The organism is Streptomyces sp. NPDC046349 (assembly GCF_055587885.1).
Genome location: NZ_JBVJFK010000008.1, coordinates 48,442 through 64,847, shown reverse-complemented (window position 1 = coordinate 64,847; position 16,406 = coordinate 48,442). Strand labels below are relative to the sequence as shown.

The following is a 16,406-nucleotide window of genomic DNA, read 5'->3' as shown; positions in this document are numbered from 1 at the left end:
ATTAGACAGGCCTGTAACGGCCCGTAACAGACCGTCGGACCGCCCCCCGGGGGAGCCCGAATCAGGGCGAATCAGGGCGGACCAGGGGCGGACCAGGGGCGGGGCGGGCGCGGATCAGGCGCCGAACGCCTTCGAGGCGCCCTTCACCGGCTTCGCCCCGGCCAGCAGATGGGCCGGGACCAGGTCCCGCGCCGGTTCGCTGTAGCCCACCGACACCAGCTTGTCGCCCTGGAACGTGAAGGACGTCAGGGACGCGAGGGTGCACTGGCGGCGGCGCGGGTCGTGCCACAGCCGGCGCTTCTCCGCGAAGCTGCGCACGATCCAGATCGGCAGCTGATGGCTGACCGCCACCGCCTCGCGGCCGCGGGCCGTGTCGCGCGCCGCCTCCAGCGCGCTCATCATCCGCACCACCTGCTCGACGTACGGCTCGCCCCAGGACGGCTTGAACGGGTTCGTCAGGTGCTTCCAGTTGCCGGGCCTGCGCAGCGCGCCGTCGCCGACACCGAAGGTCTTGCCCTCGAAGACGTTCTCCGCCTCCAGCAGCCGCGAGTCCGTCGCCAGGTCCAGGCCGTGGGCCTTGGCGATCGGCTCCGCCGTCTCCTGCGCGCGCTCCAGCGGCGAGGACACCACGTAGGCGATGTCCCGGCCCTTGAGGTGCTCGGCGACCCGGTCCGCCATCTGCCGGCCCAGCTCCGAGAGGTGGTAGCCCTCGCGGCGCCCGTACAGGACCCCGTCCGGGTTGTGCACCTCACCGTGGCGCACCAGGTGTACGACGGTGAGGTCGGACTTCACGTCCCGGCCGACGGCGCTCATGCGGTGGCCTCCGCGGCGGCCCGGGCGGCGGCCGGCAGGGCTGCCGCGACGCGCTCGATCGCCTTCTCGTCGTGGGCGGTGGACACGAACCAGGACTCGAAGGCGGACGGCGGCAGGTAGACGCCCTGCGCCAGCATCGAGTGGAAGAACGCGTTGAAGCGGAAGCTCTCCTGCTTCTTCGCGTCGTCGTAGTTGCGCACCGCGTCCCCGGTGAAGAAGACGGAGAACATGTTGGACGCGGTCTGCAGGCGGTGCGCCACACCCTCCTTCGCGAGCGCCCCGGTGACCAGGGCCTGGATCTCCGCCGATACGGCGTCGACCTTCTCGTACGCGGCCGCGTCGAGCAGCCGCAGCTGCGCGAGGCCGGCGGCGGTGGCGATCGGGTTTCCGGAGAGCGTGCCGGCCTGGTAGACGGGGCCCGCGGGGGCGAGGTGGCCCATGACGTCGGCGCGGCCGCCGAACGCCGCGGCGGGGAAGCCGCCGCCCATGACCTTGCCGAAGGTCATCAGGTCGGGCTTGACCCCGTCGACGCCGTACCAGCCGGCGCGGGAGGTCCGGAAGCCCGTCATGACCTCGTCGGAGATGTAGAGCGCGCCGTTCTCGCGGCAGAGGTCGGCGAGTCCCTGGTTGAAGCCCTCGGCCGGGGTGACCACGCCCATGTTGCCGGGCGCCGCCTCGGTGATCACGCAGGCGATCTCGCCGGGGTGCGCGGCGAAGGCCGCCCGGACCGCTTCGAGGTCGTTGTACGGCAGCACGATCGTGTCGCCGGCCTGCGCGCCCGTGACGCCGGGGGTGTCCGGCAGCGCGAAGGTGGCGAGCCCGGAACCGGCGGCGGCCAGCAGCGCGTCCACGTGACCGTGATAGCAGCCGGCGAACTTCACGACCTTGGCGCGACCGGTGAAGCCGCGCGCCAGCCGGATCGCCGACATGGTCGCCTCCGTCCCGGAGGACACCAGGCGCACCTGCTCCACGGGCTCGATGCGCGCCACGATCTCCTCCGCGAGCGCCACCTCGCCCTCACCGGGCGTACCGAAGGAGGTGCCGCGTGCGACGGCCGTCTGGACGGCCTCGATCACCTCGGGGTGGGAGTGGCCGAGGATCATCGGCCCCCACGAGCAGACAAGGTCCACGTACTCGCGACCGTCGGCATCGGTGAGGTACGGACCGGTGCCGGACACCATGAACCGGGGCGTACCGCCCACGGCGCGGAAGGCGCGCACGGGAGAGTTCACGCCGCCGGGGGTCACGAGGGAGGCGCGCTCGAAGAGCGTCTGCGAAACTGGGGCTTCATACGGGTACGGGTAGCTCACACCAGCCATGGTCTCAGAGGCTGCGACAGACTTGCGGGCGGGCGTTTCACCGCGTCGCCGCGGGGGAGGTCACTGCCATGATGATCAGGCTGCGTGGCGCAGGCCGCGGGGCCGTGGCAAGCAAGACCAGTCGGGTGGAGATATGCAACGCGGTGGTGGACCGGGCGAGGGTACGGACGGCCTCGATCCGCAGCGCGCCCGCGAAGCCCGCGAGGCCCGCCGCCGGGGCAGGCACCGCCGGCGCGCCACCGAGGCGGCCGACGCCGTACCGGAGCCCGCGACGACACCGGAGGACGTGCCCAGGGGTCGCGGCATGGGAGTGACGTACAAGTACTTCGGCGCCCCGGACGGTGCGACGGCGGCGCGGGTCCCGGTGACGATGCGGCCCGAGGAGCTCGGCGGCGACGAACTCGGCATGGGCGGCCTCTTCACCAAGATCAAGCCGGAGACGGTGGCCGCGATGGTCCTGACCGGCATCGAGGGCATACCCCTGCACAAGGTGCCCCCGCTGGAGCTGGTCGTCCTCCACCCCGACTACGCGGTGGTCAAGCTCCCGATGACGGTGGTCGACCCGCTCCGCGGGATCGGCGAGGAGTCCGTGGGCGCCGCCGCCTTCATCTGGTCCACGGTCCCGGACCGCGGCGGCCCGAGCGACGCCTTCAACGTCTACCAGCTCCTCCACGAGTGGCAGGATTTCAGCCACCGGCTCCACGAAGCCGGACACCAGCCGTACTGCCTGGTCTGGCCCTGACCTCTCCCTCACCTCCCCCGCGTCCGGCGGCTCGCTGAACCCGCGCGGCACCGCCCTGGCCGGAACACGCCGCCGCCCGCTCCCACGATCCGGGCGCGGCAGGGAGCGGGACCGTTGCAGGCGGGGCGCGAGAGTCGGAATACAGCCATATTTTTTCGACCGCCTTGCTACCGCCCAGTAGGCGCGCAATAGCCGTGGAACGGCGCAACCGCACAGGAGGGGCGGGAATGGCGACGACCCGTCACCAGTCCGCCCGGTAAGCACTTTCCGGACGGACCGGTGCGGGTCCGCTTTGTTCCTGGCCGGGCCTGACGGACGATGTCCGTGCCGCTCGGGTCACCTGAGGTCGCTCAGCACACCACTCACGTTGAGGACTTCGTGGCACTCCTGCGCCTGACGGCCGGTGGCCGGCGTGCCCGGCTTTGCACAGGTCACCTGGACGGTCACAGTCTGGCTCTCGGTGATGCTGATGGGGGTGACCCAGTGGTAGTCCTGGTTTCGGAACGTCTCCAGCGCAATCGTCGTGATCTTCCGATCGCCGAAGTTGATCGTCACCACGCCCTCGTCGCCCTGGAAGTTGGCGACCACGAGGTCCGTGATCCCGAACACCTTGCCCGCGGGCACCGTGTACGAGCCGGTCTTGCTCTGACCGCCGCCGGTCTGCAGGTCGATGGTGGCCGAGCTCTGCAGCCCGCCCCCGCCGGCCGCGCCCGTACCCGAACCGGCGCCGCCCGCCCCGGGCTGGTTGCCCTTGGCCGCGCCCGGGCCCGCACCCGCGCCGCCCGGCTGCTTGCCGTCACCGGTCACCGGGGTCTGCCCCGCCGCGTCCGCGGCGGGCGACGGGTTCCTGGCGGCCTCGGCCGCGGCCTCCTTGGCCGTGCTGCGCACCGCCGGACGCACCAGCATGAACCAGGCGAGCAGCAGCGCGAGCAGTGCGGCCAGCACCGCGAGCAGCCACGTCGGGAAGATCGGGATCTGGACGAACTCCACCTCCAGCGGCGCCCGTACGGCCTCCTGCTCGGGGCGCGCCGCGGCGTCCTCGTCCCCGCCGTCCGCGGTCTCGGCCGCCTCCACGGTGAACGGCCAGGTGACGGGGGACCCGAACCACACCGGGCCGGCGGTGCGCACCTTCAGCACCACCTCGGCGGACTCGCCCGGCTCCAGCTTCAGCGTGGGCGGGGCGAAGTCGAACTTCAGCTCCTCGCCCGGCTGCGCGGGAGTGAAGCCCACCGTCACCGGGGCGTTGCCCTCATTGCGCACGGCGATGCGGTAGCGACCCCGCAGCCATCCCCGGCGCCGTCTGGGAGCGCTCTCTGCGCGCAGTTCCCGGAAGCGCTCCACGTGCACGGTGGTCTCGGGGACCCGCACCGCCTCGGGCTGCTCGGTGGGGAGCACGCGCACGCCGAGCGGTATGTCCCCGGCCCGCACCTGGGGGGAGCGGGGCGGCGCCAGTCGGATCGTCACCGTTTCCGAGGTTCCCGGATACAGCGAGACGCGCTCGGGTTCCACCGTGGTCCAGGCAGCGCAGTCGCCGACGACTTCCAGGCGGTACGCCTCGACGATGTCGCTGTCGTTGCGAACGGTCAGGCTCGTGGTGGCGGTACCGCCCGGCATCACCGACACCGGCTCGATGTCGAGGACGGGCGCGCCAGGGCTGGGAGATGCAGCTGGGGATGTCACGCCACGACGCTACGGCGCCGCCCCGGCCGCCACCACGGACGCGGGGGCAAGGCCCCGGGCAGTCCCGATGCCCCCACAGACTTTCCCAACTCCTCATGCATGGCCGCCCGTTGGATCCCAGTGTCGCGATCCGACCGGGCCGGCCGATTCCGTCACCCACGTACGCATCACGGAACAGGTACGACACATGCGCTGCGCTGACAACAACAGCCCCGTCCTCACATCCGGCACCGGCATACGCCAGCCCCCCGCCCCGGCACCTCCCCGCAGAACGGGACGGCGGGTGTCCGTGGCCGTGTACGCCTCGGACCCGATCCTGCGTGTCGGGGTCGTCCACCAGCTGCGCCAACGCCCCGAGATCGAACTCGTCCCCGACGCGGACGCCGACGCCGCGCAGGTGTCGCTCGTGACCGTGGACAGCGTCGACGACGAGACGGCCGCGCTGCTCTACCGGCTGCGGCACAACCCCGACACCCGCACCGGGCTCGTGGTCGGCACGTTCGAGTCCGGGGACGCGCTGCAGCGCGCCATCGAATGCGGGGTCAGCGCTGTGCTGCGGCGCGCCGAGGCCGACCAGGACCGGCTGCTGCGGCTGGTCCTGGCGATCGCGAACGGCGAGGGCGTGCTGCCCGGCGACCTGCTCGCGAAACTCCTCGACCACATGGGCAGCCTGCAGCGCTCCACGCTCGACCCGCGCTCGGTGTCCCTGTCCACCCTGACCTCGCGCGAGGCGGACATGCTGCGCCTGGTGTCGGAGGGCCTGGACACCGCGGAGATCGCACGCAAGACCTCGTACTCCGAACGGACCGTCAAGAACGTTCTCCACGAGGTCATCACACGACTCCAACTGCGCAATCGGACGCACGCGGTCGGCTACGCCCTGCGCAACGGGCTGATCTGACCGCACGCACGGCCCGCAGCGGGCCGGCCCGGGCGGGCCGTCGCCGACTGCTGTTCGGGCGGGGCGAGCGCCCGCCACTGCCCGAAAGCGCAGGAGACGCTTCCCCCGGGTCCGGCCCCGCGGCCCTGCCGGTCCGCGCGGCCGGACCGGCAGGGTGGCGGGGTGACAGGCAGGATGCGGGACCGGACTGTGAGGTGGGCCGTGAGGGGCACGGATGGGTCCGGCCGTCGCCGACACCGCTGGGGGAGGGCCGGCGCGTCGATGCTGCTGCTGGCGCCCTTGCTCGCGGTGACGGCGGCCGCCGGACCGGACGACGCCGGGGCGCAGCCTCTCGCGGCCGACGCCGGGAGCAGCAGGGTCGCGTACGCCGGTACGCGCCACCGCAGCCTGGGGCGGGTGGCCGCCGGCACCACCGACTCCAGCACTCCGCTGTTCGGCGACGGGCCGGCCCACCTGGACGTCCAGCCGTCGGCGCTCGGCGACAAGCTCGTCTTCGCGAGCCGCCGCGACGAGAGGACCCCGCAGGTCTACCTGCGGTCCGCGGACGGCTCGGTACGCCGGCTGACCAGCGGCATGGACGCGGGCAACCCGCGGCTGACCCCCGACGGGCGGTCGGTCGTCTTCGACTCGGCCCGGCGCGCCGCGGCCGGCGGCGTCCAGCGCGACCTGTGGCTCGTGCGCACCGACGGCACCGGCCTGACCCGGCTGACCGACACCCCCGCGAACGAGGAGCACCCGACGGTCTCCGCGGACGGCGGACGCCTGGCGTACTCCTCCGACGCCGACCGGGCCGCCGGAGCCCAGGTCTACGTACGCCCGCTGCGCGGCGGTGCCGCGACCCGGCTCACCGACCCGGCGAACGGCCGGGCCACCGAACCGGTATGGAACCCGGTCGACGACGCCACGAACCGTGACGTGATCGCCTACACCGCCACCGGGGCCTCCGGGCCGCGCCTGCGGTGGACGAACGGCCGCACGGACGGGCAGCTGCTGGCCGGCGCCCAGGCCGGCTGGCGGACCCGGGGGGCAGCGTGGCTGCCCGACGGGAACGGCCTGCTCTTCCTCAGCCCCGACCGCACCTGTGACTGCAAGGGCGACTGGGACCACGTCTTCCAGGTGCCCGCGCACTCGGCGGACACACCGCAGCTCGTGTACAGCGAGGACCGCGAGATCGGCTCGCCCACCTGGCTCGGCCCCCTCAAGGGCGGCGGCGCCGTCGTCGAGCGGATCTCGGCGGGCGGCCCGCACGTCGTGACCCTGCAGGACGCGCGGATGGACGGCTCCGACCCCCGCGACCTCAATCTGACGATCCTCAACGAGGATCCGGCGGCCGACACCAACACCGACCCGGCCAAGGACCCGCTGTTCCGACCCGGCCCCGACTTCGACCCGTGGACGGAACGGCAGAACTACACACCCGACGGTCGCAGGATCGTGGTGACCCGCTTCGAGGGCCAGCCCGGCAGCCGGATCCAGCGGATCTGGACGGCGGACGCCGACGGCACCAACGCCGAGGCCCTGCCGCTCGCCGGTCGAGGCCCGAAGGACTGGGACACCGACCCGACCTTCTCCCCCGACGGCAGGTACCTCGCCTTCACCCGCACCTCGCCCGGCGGCGTCGGCCAGGCCGCCGGCCCCGGGCGCATCCTGATCGCGGACGCCGCGAACGGGGCGATCCGCGGCGAGATCATCCCGCCCGCGGACCAGCCCAAGGGCGGCGACGCCCAGCCCACATGGTCCTCCGACGGCACCACGCTGGCCTTCACCCGCAACCTGGTGATCAACGGCCACGGCGGCAACAAGCACATCTGGACCGTGCCCGTGGACCACCTCGACCGGCAGCGCGACCTGAGCGCCACGATCTGCTTCGGCGCCTGTGAAGTCATCGACGACAGCCCGGCGTTCTCCCCGGACGGCACCACCATCGCCTTCAACCGCAAGAACGGCGGCGGCCGCGTCGACGAGCGCAGCGGCATCCTGCTCGCATCCCCGGCGGGCGGCACCTGCCGGGTCCTGCTGCCCGACGCCGCCCGCGACAAGCCGGCTGCCTGCGGCCGCGAACTGCCCGAGACCACCGGCAACGGCCCCTACCAGCCCCGCGATGCCGCCTGGACCGCCGACGGCAAGTCCCTGGTGCTCACCGGCCGCGGCTCCCGGGCCGCCAACAGCCCGGAGAAGCTGAAGCTGGTGGACGTCGCGACCGGTGCCCACAACCTGCTCGTCACCGGCCTGCCGGGTCGTCAGAAGGAACCCAGCGTGCAGCAGTCGGTGGACCTCGCGGTGCGGGCGCCCGACAAGAGCGCGCCGATCACCGTCGGCGGCTCGGCCACCGTCCGGGTGGACGTCGTCAACCAGGGTCCGGCGGCCTCCCCCGGCACCCGGCTGACCGTCGCACCCCCGCTCGGTGTGAGCGTCACCGCGCTCACCGCACCCGGCACGCCCGGCGCCACCTGCGACGCCGCCGCGCTGACCTGCAGCCTGGGCATCGTGCCGCCCGGTACAGCCGTCCCGGTGACCGTCACCCTCACCGGTGTCACCCCCGGAGACCGGCCCGTGGAGTGGTCGGTCACCGGCGCGGTCCTCGACCCCCGCCCCAGTGACAACGCCGGCCGGACCGTGGTGCCGGTCCGTGAGGCCCCCGTACCCCCGAAGCCGACGCCGCCCACCCCGACGCCGGCGCCGCCGACCCCGCCGACGACCCCGCCCACGACGGCCCCTCCCGCACCGCAGCCGCCCGCGCCCGAGGCCGGTCCCGGGGTGGGCATCACCGCGCAGCCGAACCCCGGCTACGTCGGCGGCCGCGTCGTCGTCACCTTCACCGTCGCCAACGGCCGCAGCGCCCTGGCCACCGGACTGCGGCTGCGCATCGGCCTGCCCGAGGGCGTCCCCCACGACGGGCCACCGCCGGGCTGCGACCGGAACTGGACGTGCACGCTGCCGGACCTCGCGCCGGGCGCCCGCAACCTCCTGCGGATCGTCCTCAGCCCCGACAAGGCGCTCACCGGCCAGGTCACCGCGAACCTCACCACGACCGGCACGGACGCCGACCCCGGCGACAACACCGCCCGGGAGCAGCTGCGCATCCTCCAGCCACGCATCGTCGCCGTCCCGCCGATCGGCAAGCCCGGCTTCGTCACCTCGGTACGCGGCGAGGACTTCCCGCCCGGCACGCCGGTGCGGTTCGCGTGGAAGCCGGGCATCACGGCAGCGGCGGCGCCGACCGTCCCCCGGGCCGACGGCACGTTCATCGGCCAGCTGCTGATCCTTGCCAAGGACCAGACCGGTCCGCGCGTCATCACCGCGAGCGGACCCGGCTTCTCCCCCGTGCAGACCGACTTCCTCGTGGTCAACGGCACGGTGCAACCGCCCGACGAGGTGGCCCGCCGGTGATCCACGAGGTCGACGAAGGACTGCGGCGGCTGCTCGCGGAATCCGGTCTGGAGGCGTCGGGGGTCGAGGTCGTCTTCGACGCGCCGACCCGCGACTGGGCCGCCCGCCGCAGCGCGCCCACCGTCTGCGTGTTCCTGTACGACATCAGGGAGGACCCGACCCGGCGCGGCAGCGGCGCGGGCGAGGTGTACGACGCGGACGGCTTCGTCGTCGCGCGCCGCACCCCGCCGCGCTGGTTCGAGCTGACGTACCTGGTCACCGCCTGGGCGAGCAGGCCGCAGGACGAACACCGGCTGCTGTCCCAGGTGCTCTCCTGCCTCGTGGCCACCGACACGCTGCCCCCGCGGCTGCTCACCGGGACGCTCGCCGACCTCGGCCTGCTCGTGGACGTGGACGCGGGCGGCACCGCAATGGACGCGCCGGCCGCCTCCGACGTGTGGTCGGCGCTGGGCGGCGAACTGAAGCCGTCCCTCGGGCTGCGCGTGAAGGCCCCGCTGGCCGGCATCAGCAAGGTCAGCGCACCGCCGGTCACCCAGGGCCTCGTCGTGCATTCCGTACCGCAGGCAGGGCCGGACGGGGACGGGAGCCCGCGCCGGCTGCGCTACGTCGAACTGGGCGCGCCGGGGCCGGAAGGCTTCGGCGGCTCCCGGGAACGGCCCAAGGCTCCCGCCCGCCGCCGACGAGGAGAACGCCAGCCGTGACGCACACCCTCCAGCCCCCGGCACGGGGCCCGGAGCACGCCCAGGACCCGGTCCGGGGCACGGTCCGCGGCGACGAGGTGCCCTACCTGTGGGCCCGGCTCGGGCTCGTCGAGGAACGGGTCCGGCTGGCCGTGGAGGCCCGCCGCGCCGTGGACCCCGACCCGGACGACCCCTACCGGGGGCAGTACCTCACGCCCGAGGCGGTCGCCCGGATCCTGGACGAGGGCGAGGGGCACGGCCCCGGTCTGCCCGCCCTCGCACCGGCCGGGCCGCCGCCACCCGGCTCGCCGCTCGACGTCCTCACCGCGCGGTTCGGGCTGGAGCCCCTGGACGTGGACCTGCTGCTGATCGCGCTCGCCCCGGACCTGGACGCCCGGTTCGAGCGGCTCTACGGCTACCTCAACGACGACCTGACGCGGCGTCGGCCGACGGTGGGACTCGCCCTCGAACTGTGCGGCCGCGGCCGGTCCGCCGCCGCCCGCTTCCGGCTCTCCCCCGGCGCACCGCTCGTAGCGGGCGGGCTGCTGGAGGTCACCGAGCCCGAACGGCCGCCCCTGTCCCGGGCGCTGGCCGTCCCGGACCGGGTCACCGCCCACCTGCTCGGCGACACCGCGCCCGATCCGCACCTGGCCGAGGTGCTCGGCGAGGCCGCCGACGACCCGGCCGTCGACCCCGGCGAACTGCACCGGGCCGCCGCCGCGGCCGGGAACGGCACCGGCCACGTCCACCTGCGCACCCGCGGCGGCGACCCCGAGGGCCTGGCCGCCGCCGCACTGCGGAGCCGCGGACTGCGCCCCCTGGCCCTGGACCCGGCGGCGCTGGCCCACCGCGCCCACGCCCTGCCCGCACTCGCCCGCGCCGCCGCCCGGGAAGCCCGGCTGCTGGGCGCCGGCGTGCTGCTCGGGCCGCTGGAGGCACTGCCCGACAGGCCCGACGAGCGGGCCCGGCTACTGCGCACCCTGTGCACGGTGCTGCGCGGCACCCCCCTGTTCACGCACGGCACGAGCGGGTGGGAGCCCGCCTGGGCGGCCGCCACCCCCGTCTCCCTGACGGTGGCGGCGCCCTCCCCCGACCGGCAGGCCGTGCGCTGGCGGCACGCGCTGGACCGGGCCGCAGCCGAACACGGCGGGACGGGCACGACGGGCGGCACGGGCGGGACGGGCACGACGGGCGGCACGGGCGGGACGGGCACGACGGGCGGCACGGGTCGGGCGGGGGAGACGGGCGGAACAGAGGCGCTCGCCCGGTCCGTTTCCGCGCACCGCCTCGACGCCGGGCAACTGCGGCGCGCCGCCGACACCGCCTCGCGTACCGCAGCCCTCGACGGCCGCCCCGTCTCCCCCGACGACCTGCGGTCCGCCGTACGGGCGCAGAACGGCGCGGGCCTGGCCCGCCTCGCCCGCCGCGTGGAGCCGGCCGTGGGCTGGGACGACCTGGTGCTGCCCGCCCCCACCCACCGCCGCCTGCGCGACCTCGCGGTACGCGCACGCCACCGCGACCAGGTGCTCGGACAGTGGGGCATGCGGCCCGGGGGCGGGCGCGGGCGCGGGGTGATCGCCCTGTTCGCGGGCTCCTCCGGGACCGGCAAGACCATGTCCGCCGAGGTGGTCGCCGCCGACCTGGGCATGGACCTGTACGTGGTGGACCTTTCCACGGTCGTCGACAAGTACGTCGGCGAGACCGAGAAGAACCTGGAACGGATCTTCACCGAGGCGTCGGCCGTCAACGCGGTGCTGCTCTTCGACGAGGCCGACGCGATCTTCGGGAAGCGCTCGGACGTGAAGGACTCCCACGACAAGCACGCCAACATGGAGTCGGCCTACCTGCTCCAGCGGATGGAGTCCTTCGACGGCATCGCCATCCTGACCACCAACCTGCGGGCCAACCTCGACGAGGCGTTCACCCGCCGCCTCGACGTGATCGCCGACTTCCCGGTGCCCGATGCCGCCCAGCGCCGTGCCCTGTGGGAACGCTGCCTGGGCGGCCGGCTGCCGCGGGCCGACGACGTCGATCTCGGCTTCTGCGCCGACCGGTTCGAACTGGCAGGGGGCTCCATCCGGGCGTGCGCGGTGACGGCCGCCTACTTCGCGGCGGCGTCCGGTGAGCCGCTGACCATGCGCCAGGTGATGACGGCCGTCGCCCAGGAGTACCGCAAGCTCGGTCGCCTGGTCCTGGAGGGCGAGTTCGGCCCGTACCTGGGCCAGGTCGCGGACGTGTGACCGGCCGGGTGCCGGCCGGCCCCGGCCGAGCCCGCGGACCGGCTGCCTGGACGGCCCGGCGGGGGCGACCGGGAGGGCAGCGCACTTGCCCCTGACCAGGACCGAACGCCCCTGCCGGCGAATGCTGTCGCGCGGAAGGCTGTGACCGGACCTGATTGCAAGCCGTGACGAAGGAGCGAGCATGCCGACGTACCTCACCCCGGGCGTGTACGTGGAGGAGGTGCAGTCCGGTGCTCGCCCGATCGAAGGGGTCGGCACCGCCGTCGCCGCGTTCGTCGGGTTCGCCCAGAGCGGGCCCTTCCACGAACCGACGCTGGTCACCAACTGGGACCAGTACTCCCAGCACTTCGGCGGCTTCACCGAGGGCACCTACCTGCCCCACGCGGTCTACGGCTACTTCGCCAACGGCGGCGGCGCCGCGTACGTCGTCCGCATCGGCGGGCCGGCCCCGGACGCCTCCGCCCCGACCGCCGCGGGAACGGCCGCGCAGCCCCGCACCGCGGAGCCCGTCGAACTCGGCGGCTTCCTGATCACGGCGCGACCGGGCATCACCGGTGTGTCCGTGGAGATCGCCGACGCCGACGGGGACAACCCGCCGGAGGACCGCTTCAAGCTCCTGGTCCGCCAGGGCGAGCAGATCGCCGAGACGTACGAGGCCTCCGCCCGCAAGAACGTCAAGGGCTACCTCGTCACGCAGGCCCGCGCCTCGAAGCTGATCGAGGTCACCGAGCAGCGGTCCGCCGCCCAGACCCGGCCCGCCGGCCAGACCGTGGCCCTGCCCGACGCCCCGGGCGCCGCGGCCACCGCGACCGGCCAGGGCACCGTCTCCCGGCTCGACCCTGCCGAGTACGTCGGCGACGCGGGCGCCCGCACCGGTTTCGCCGGCCTGGAGACCATCGACGAAATCACCATGGTCGCGGTGCCGGACCTGATGAGCGCCTACCAGCGCGGCGACATCGACGCCGAGGGCGTGCGCACCGTACAGCTCGCGGTGATCTCCCATTGCGAGCAGATGGGCGACCGGGTGGCCGTACTGGACACCCCGCCCGCGCTGTCCGCGCAGCAGGTCCGCACCTGGCGCAACGACGAGGCGGGCTACGACTCCCGCTACGCCACCCTCTACTACCCGTGGATCAAGGTCTTCGACCCGGCGTCGGGCCGCAACACGACCGTCCCGCCGAGCGGCCACGTCGCCGGCGTGTGGGCGCGCAGCGACGCCGAGCGCGGCGTGCACAAGGCCCCCGCCAACGAGGTCATCCGCGGCGCGGTGGACCTGGAGCTGCGCCTGAGCAAGGGCGAGCAGGACCTGCTCAACCCGATCGGCGTGAACTGCGTACGGGCCTTCCCCGGCCGCGGCATCCGGATCTGGGGCGCGCGCACCCTCTCCTCCGACCCGGCCTGGCGCTACCTGAACGTGCGCCGCCTCTTCAACTACCTGGAGGAGTCCATCCTTCTGGGCACCCAGTGGGTGGTCTTCGAGCCGAACGACGACCGGCTCTGGTCCAGCATCCGGCGCAACGTCACCGCGTTCCTGACCGAGGAGTGGCGCCGCGGCGCGCTGTTCGGGCGCACGGCGGCGGAGGCGTTCTACGTCAAGTGCGACCGGGACAACAACCCGCAGGAGTCCATCGACCAGGGCCGTGTGGTCTGTGAGATCGGTGTGTCGCCCGTCAAGCCCGCCGAGTTCGTGGTGTTCCGGCTGGCCCAGTTCTCCGACAGCACCAGCCTCGTCGACGAGTGACCCTCCGGGGCAGCGGCAGCACCGGCAGCAGCAAGGAAAGGTGAAGGACAGTCATGGCAGAGGGCGATGCTCTTTCCACCCATATCTTCGGCGTTCAGCTCGGCGGCTACCTGGTCGAATCGATCCAGGAGATCAGCGGTTTGACCGTCGAGGAAGAGGTCGTCGAGGTACGCCAGGTCAGCGCGGAGGGCAAGCAGATCATCCGCAAGCAGCCCGGCGCGCGCCAGGCGGGCGAGGTCACGATCACCCGGGGACTCGACAAGAGCAGCGAGTTCACCAAGTGGATCAAGGAGACCCTGAACAACGGCGCCGTCGACACCGCACGGCAGAACCTCACGATCGAGATCAAGGACTCCACAGGCGCGACGATCCGCCGCATCCAGCTGATGCAGGGCTGGGCGTCCAAGTGGGAGGGCCCCTCCCTCAAGGCGGGCGAGTCCGCCGCGGCCACCGAGTCCGTGACCATCGTGTTCGAGGAGATCATCGTCGAATGAGGCGCCGCACGGTCACCGCGGGCAGCCTGGAGGAGATCCTCCAGGTCACGGCGCCCGCCCAAGCCCCGGAGCAGGCGGCGGCGCCCCCGGCCGCCGCCGCTCCGGCCCCCCGTGAGGACCACGGGCTGCGCACGGAGTTCGAGTTCGAGCTGCCGCGCGGCTACGTGGACGAGGCGGGCACGGTGCACCGGCACGGCTCGATGCGCCTGGCCACGGCGCGCGACGAACTCCGCCCGCAGATCGACCTGCGGGTCAAGGAGAACCCGGCGTACCTGAGCGTGGTGCTGCTGAGCCAGGTGATCACCAGGCTCGGCACCATCACCGACGTGCACGCCGGGGTCGTCGAGCGGATGTACGCGACCGACGTCGCGTTCCTCCAGGACTTCTACCGGCGCGTCAACAGCGAGGGCCACACCCGCGCGGCGGTCACCTGCCCGCACTGCGACGGCGGCTTCGAGGTCGACCTCTCCGGTGGGCGCCTGGGGGAATCGTGACGTACGCGCTCCCCCGGCTCCGGGAGGAGATCGCGTACATCGCCTACCACTTCCACTGGCGGCGCGACGAGATCCTCGACCTGACCCACGCCGAGCGGCAGGACTGGGTCACCGAGATAGCTCGTATCAACACCCGTGTGAACGAAGGCGGTTGAGCAGATGGCATGGCGGGACAGGCTGCGGCGGCGCACCGCCGTGCCGGATGCCGGGGCACCGGCACCGGCACCGGCACCGGACAGTGCTGCAGTCCCGGTCGCCGGGCCCGCCGTCCCCGCCGTACCCGGCGACTGGGACGGCGGCTGGCGCATGACCGCCCCGCCCGTGCTGACCGTCTCGCGGTCGGTCACGGGGGTCAGCGACGGGCTCGCCTTCCGCTCCGGCCTGGCCGCGTGGCGCAACCCGTCGTTCGACACGGGACTCGCCCACGGCCTGCTGCCGTCCGCCCCGGCGGGCCTCGTCCGCGGGGTCGCCCGCCCCGCCACCGCCCGCCCCACCCGGAGCGGCGGCGGACCGCTGCTGCTGCGGGCGCTGCCGGAGCCCACCGGGCCCGGTGCCGACCAGCAGCCCGAACAGGCCGGGCCCGCACGTGAAACCCCGCAGATCTCGCGCCGGGTCCGTCCCGGCGCCGCCTCGCCGAACCGGTCCGCGGACGTGCCCACGCCTGCCGGGGACCCCGGCGCGGGCACGTCCGCGTCGCGGCCGACGGCTCCGGCGCCCGCATCCCCATCCGCACCCGCACCCGCACCCGCACCCGCATCCGCATCCGCGGCACCGTCCCACGGCACCGATCGCGTACGGCCCCGGAACACGGCCTCCGGCGCCGCGGCGCCGGGCCGGCCCTCGGGTGCGGCAGGTGCGCGGGGCCTGACGTCCACGCACTCCGCTGCCGTGCTCGGGGCTCCCGCACCTGCCGTGCAGCGGACCACCGAGCCCGGCCGCGGGGCGACACCACCCGCACAGTTCCCGGTGGTCCGCCGTATCGCGGTGGTCCCCGGAACATCCACCGCCGAGGGCGTGTCCGGCACCCCGGTCCAGCGTTCGGCAGCGCGCGCCTCCGGTTCCACCCCTGTACGTGCGGCCGCGGACGCCCGGCCGGCTCGTACGGGCGAGGGGGCTCCCGGCGCCGCCCCCCGCGCCACCGTGGTCCGGCCCCGCCCGGTCGGGCCGGCGCTCACCGCCGCGCGGGCCCCCGCGGCACCCCGCCGCCATGTGGCCGCTGTCCGCCTCCCGGCTCTGCCCGCGGCCGGCCCCGACATGCCGGTGCAGCGTGCGCAGACCCGCGCCCCGCTCGGCACCCCATCCACCGAGCTGGCGCCCCCGGTCGCGCCCCCGACGCCCCCCGTCCCCACTGCCGCACCGGCCATGCCGACGGTGCAGCGCCAGGCGGAACCGACTGTCACCGTCCCCGCCCCGGCAACACCTGCCGCCCCGGCCACGGAGCAGCCGGTACGCACCCGCGCCCCGCTCGGAGCGCCGCCGGCCGACCTCCCGGCCACCACGACGCCGCCGAACCCCGCACCAGCCACCCCGGCCCCGGCCATGCCCACCGTGCAACGCCGGGCAGAACCCGCGGCCACCGGCCCGGGACCGGCACCGGCAACCCTGGCCGTGCCGACCGTGCAACGCCACGCCGCACCCACGGCGAACACCCCGACTCCGACTCCGGAAGAGCCGGTACGTACCCGCGCCCCACTCGGAGCACCACTCACCGACCTGCCAGCCACAGCCAGCGCCACACCGGCCGTGCAACGGCAGACCCAGCCCACCGCCACCGACCCGGCACCGGCACCGGCACCGGCAACCCCGGCCATGCCCACCGTGCAACGCCACGCCGCACCCACGGCGAACACCCCGACTCCGACTCCGGAAGAGCCGGTACGTACCCGCGCCCCACTCGGAGCACCACTCACCG

12 protein-coding genes and 1 pseudogene are annotated in these 16,406 nt (G+C 74.1%); 10 read left to right on the top strand and 3 right to left on the bottom strand.

Annotated elements, in window-relative coordinates; all coding sequences use genetic code 11:
• Positions 1–114 precede the first annotated feature (114 nt).
• Together ACZ6JS_RS19680 and hemL are read right to left on the bottom strand one after the other, a co-directional pair.
• Entirely contained in the window at positions 115–813 is a 699-nt protein-coding gene (locus tag ACZ6JS_RS19680) for a histidine phosphatase family protein (protein ID WP_469299500.1), read from the bottom strand.
• Positions 810–2,132, bottom strand: a complete 1,323-nt coding sequence (hemL, locus tag ACZ6JS_RS19675; protein ID WP_469299498.1) for a glutamate-1-semialdehyde 2,1-aminomutase — start codon at positions 2,130–2,132, stop codon at positions 810–812. The genes ACZ6JS_RS19680 and hemL overlap by 4 nt, the downstream gene beginning before the upstream one ends.
• 133 nt (positions 2,133–2,265) lie before the next feature.
• Between hemL and ACZ6JS_RS19670 the strand changes: the two genes are divergently transcribed.
• Positions 2,266–2,874 (top strand): hypothetical protein, encoded by a 609-nt coding sequence (locus tag ACZ6JS_RS19670; protein ID WP_387117521.1) that lies wholly within the window; start codon positions 2,266–2,268, stop codon positions 2,872–2,874.
• Positions 2,875–3,210: 336 nt separating this feature from the next.
• On the opposite strand, the gene ACZ6JS_RS19665 is transcribed toward ACZ6JS_RS19670, so the two are convergent.
• A complete protein-coding gene (locus ACZ6JS_RS19665; protein ID WP_469299496.1) occupies positions 3,211–4,554 on the bottom strand; it encodes a COG1470 family protein in 1,344 nt (447 codons plus the stop codon).
• 187 nt (positions 4,555–4,741) lie between these two features.
• Between ACZ6JS_RS19665 and ACZ6JS_RS19660 the strand changes: the two genes are divergently transcribed.
• From ACZ6JS_RS19660 to ACZ6JS_RS19620, 9 genes and pseudogenes are all read left to right on the top strand, one after another.
• Entirely contained in the window at positions 4,742–5,455 is a 714-nt protein-coding gene (locus ACZ6JS_RS19660) for a helix-turn-helix transcriptional regulator (protein WP_469299495.1), read from the top strand.
• 261 nt (positions 5,456–5,716) lie between these two features.
• Entirely contained in the window at positions 5,717–8,845 is a 3,129-nt protein-coding gene (locus tag ACZ6JS_RS19655) for a hypothetical protein (RefSeq protein WP_469299494.1), read from the top strand.
• Positions 8,842–9,546 carry a Pvc16 family protein gene (locus tag ACZ6JS_RS19650; protein ID WP_469299492.1) on the top strand — a complete coding sequence of 235 codons (705 nt, stop codon included), beginning with the start codon at positions 8,842–8,844 and terminating at the stop codon, positions 9,544–9,546. The genes ACZ6JS_RS19655 and ACZ6JS_RS19650 overlap by 4 nt, the downstream gene beginning before the upstream one ends.
• A complete protein-coding gene (locus ACZ6JS_RS19645) occupies positions 9,543–11,765 on the top strand; it encodes an AAA family ATPase (RefSeq protein WP_469299491.1) in 2,223 nt (740 codons plus the stop codon). Before ACZ6JS_RS19650 ends, ACZ6JS_RS19645 begins: the two co-directional genes overlap by 4 nt.
• A 181-nt stretch (positions 11,766–11,946) precedes the next feature.
• Positions 11,947–13,506 (top strand): phage tail sheath family protein, encoded by a 1,560-nt coding sequence (locus tag ACZ6JS_RS19640; protein WP_469299489.1) that lies wholly within the window; start codon positions 11,947–11,949, stop codon positions 13,504–13,506.
• Between the two features lie 53 nt (positions 13,507–13,559).
• Positions 13,560–14,000 (top strand): phage tail protein, encoded by a 441-nt coding sequence (locus ACZ6JS_RS19635; protein ID WP_030031999.1) that lies wholly within the window; start codon positions 13,560–13,562, stop codon positions 13,998–14,000.
• Complete coding sequence (locus tag ACZ6JS_RS19630; RefSeq protein WP_031153515.1) at positions 13,997–14,494, top strand: zinc-ribbon domain-containing protein; 498 nt, start codon at positions 13,997–13,999, stop codon at positions 14,492–14,494. The genes ACZ6JS_RS19635 and ACZ6JS_RS19630 overlap by 4 nt, the downstream gene beginning before the upstream one ends.
• The gene (locus ACZ6JS_RS19625) at positions 14,491–14,649 is read left to right on the top strand and encodes a DUF6760 family protein (RefSeq protein WP_199820559.1); all 159 of its coding nucleotides are present in this window, start codon (positions 14,491–14,493) and stop codon (positions 14,647–14,649) included. Before ACZ6JS_RS19630 ends, ACZ6JS_RS19625 begins: the two co-directional genes overlap by 4 nt.
• A gap of 151 nt (positions 14,650–14,800) precedes the next feature.
• Positions 14,801–16,406 (top strand): annotated as a pseudogene (locus tag ACZ6JS_RS19620) (hypothetical protein); the annotation flags it as partial.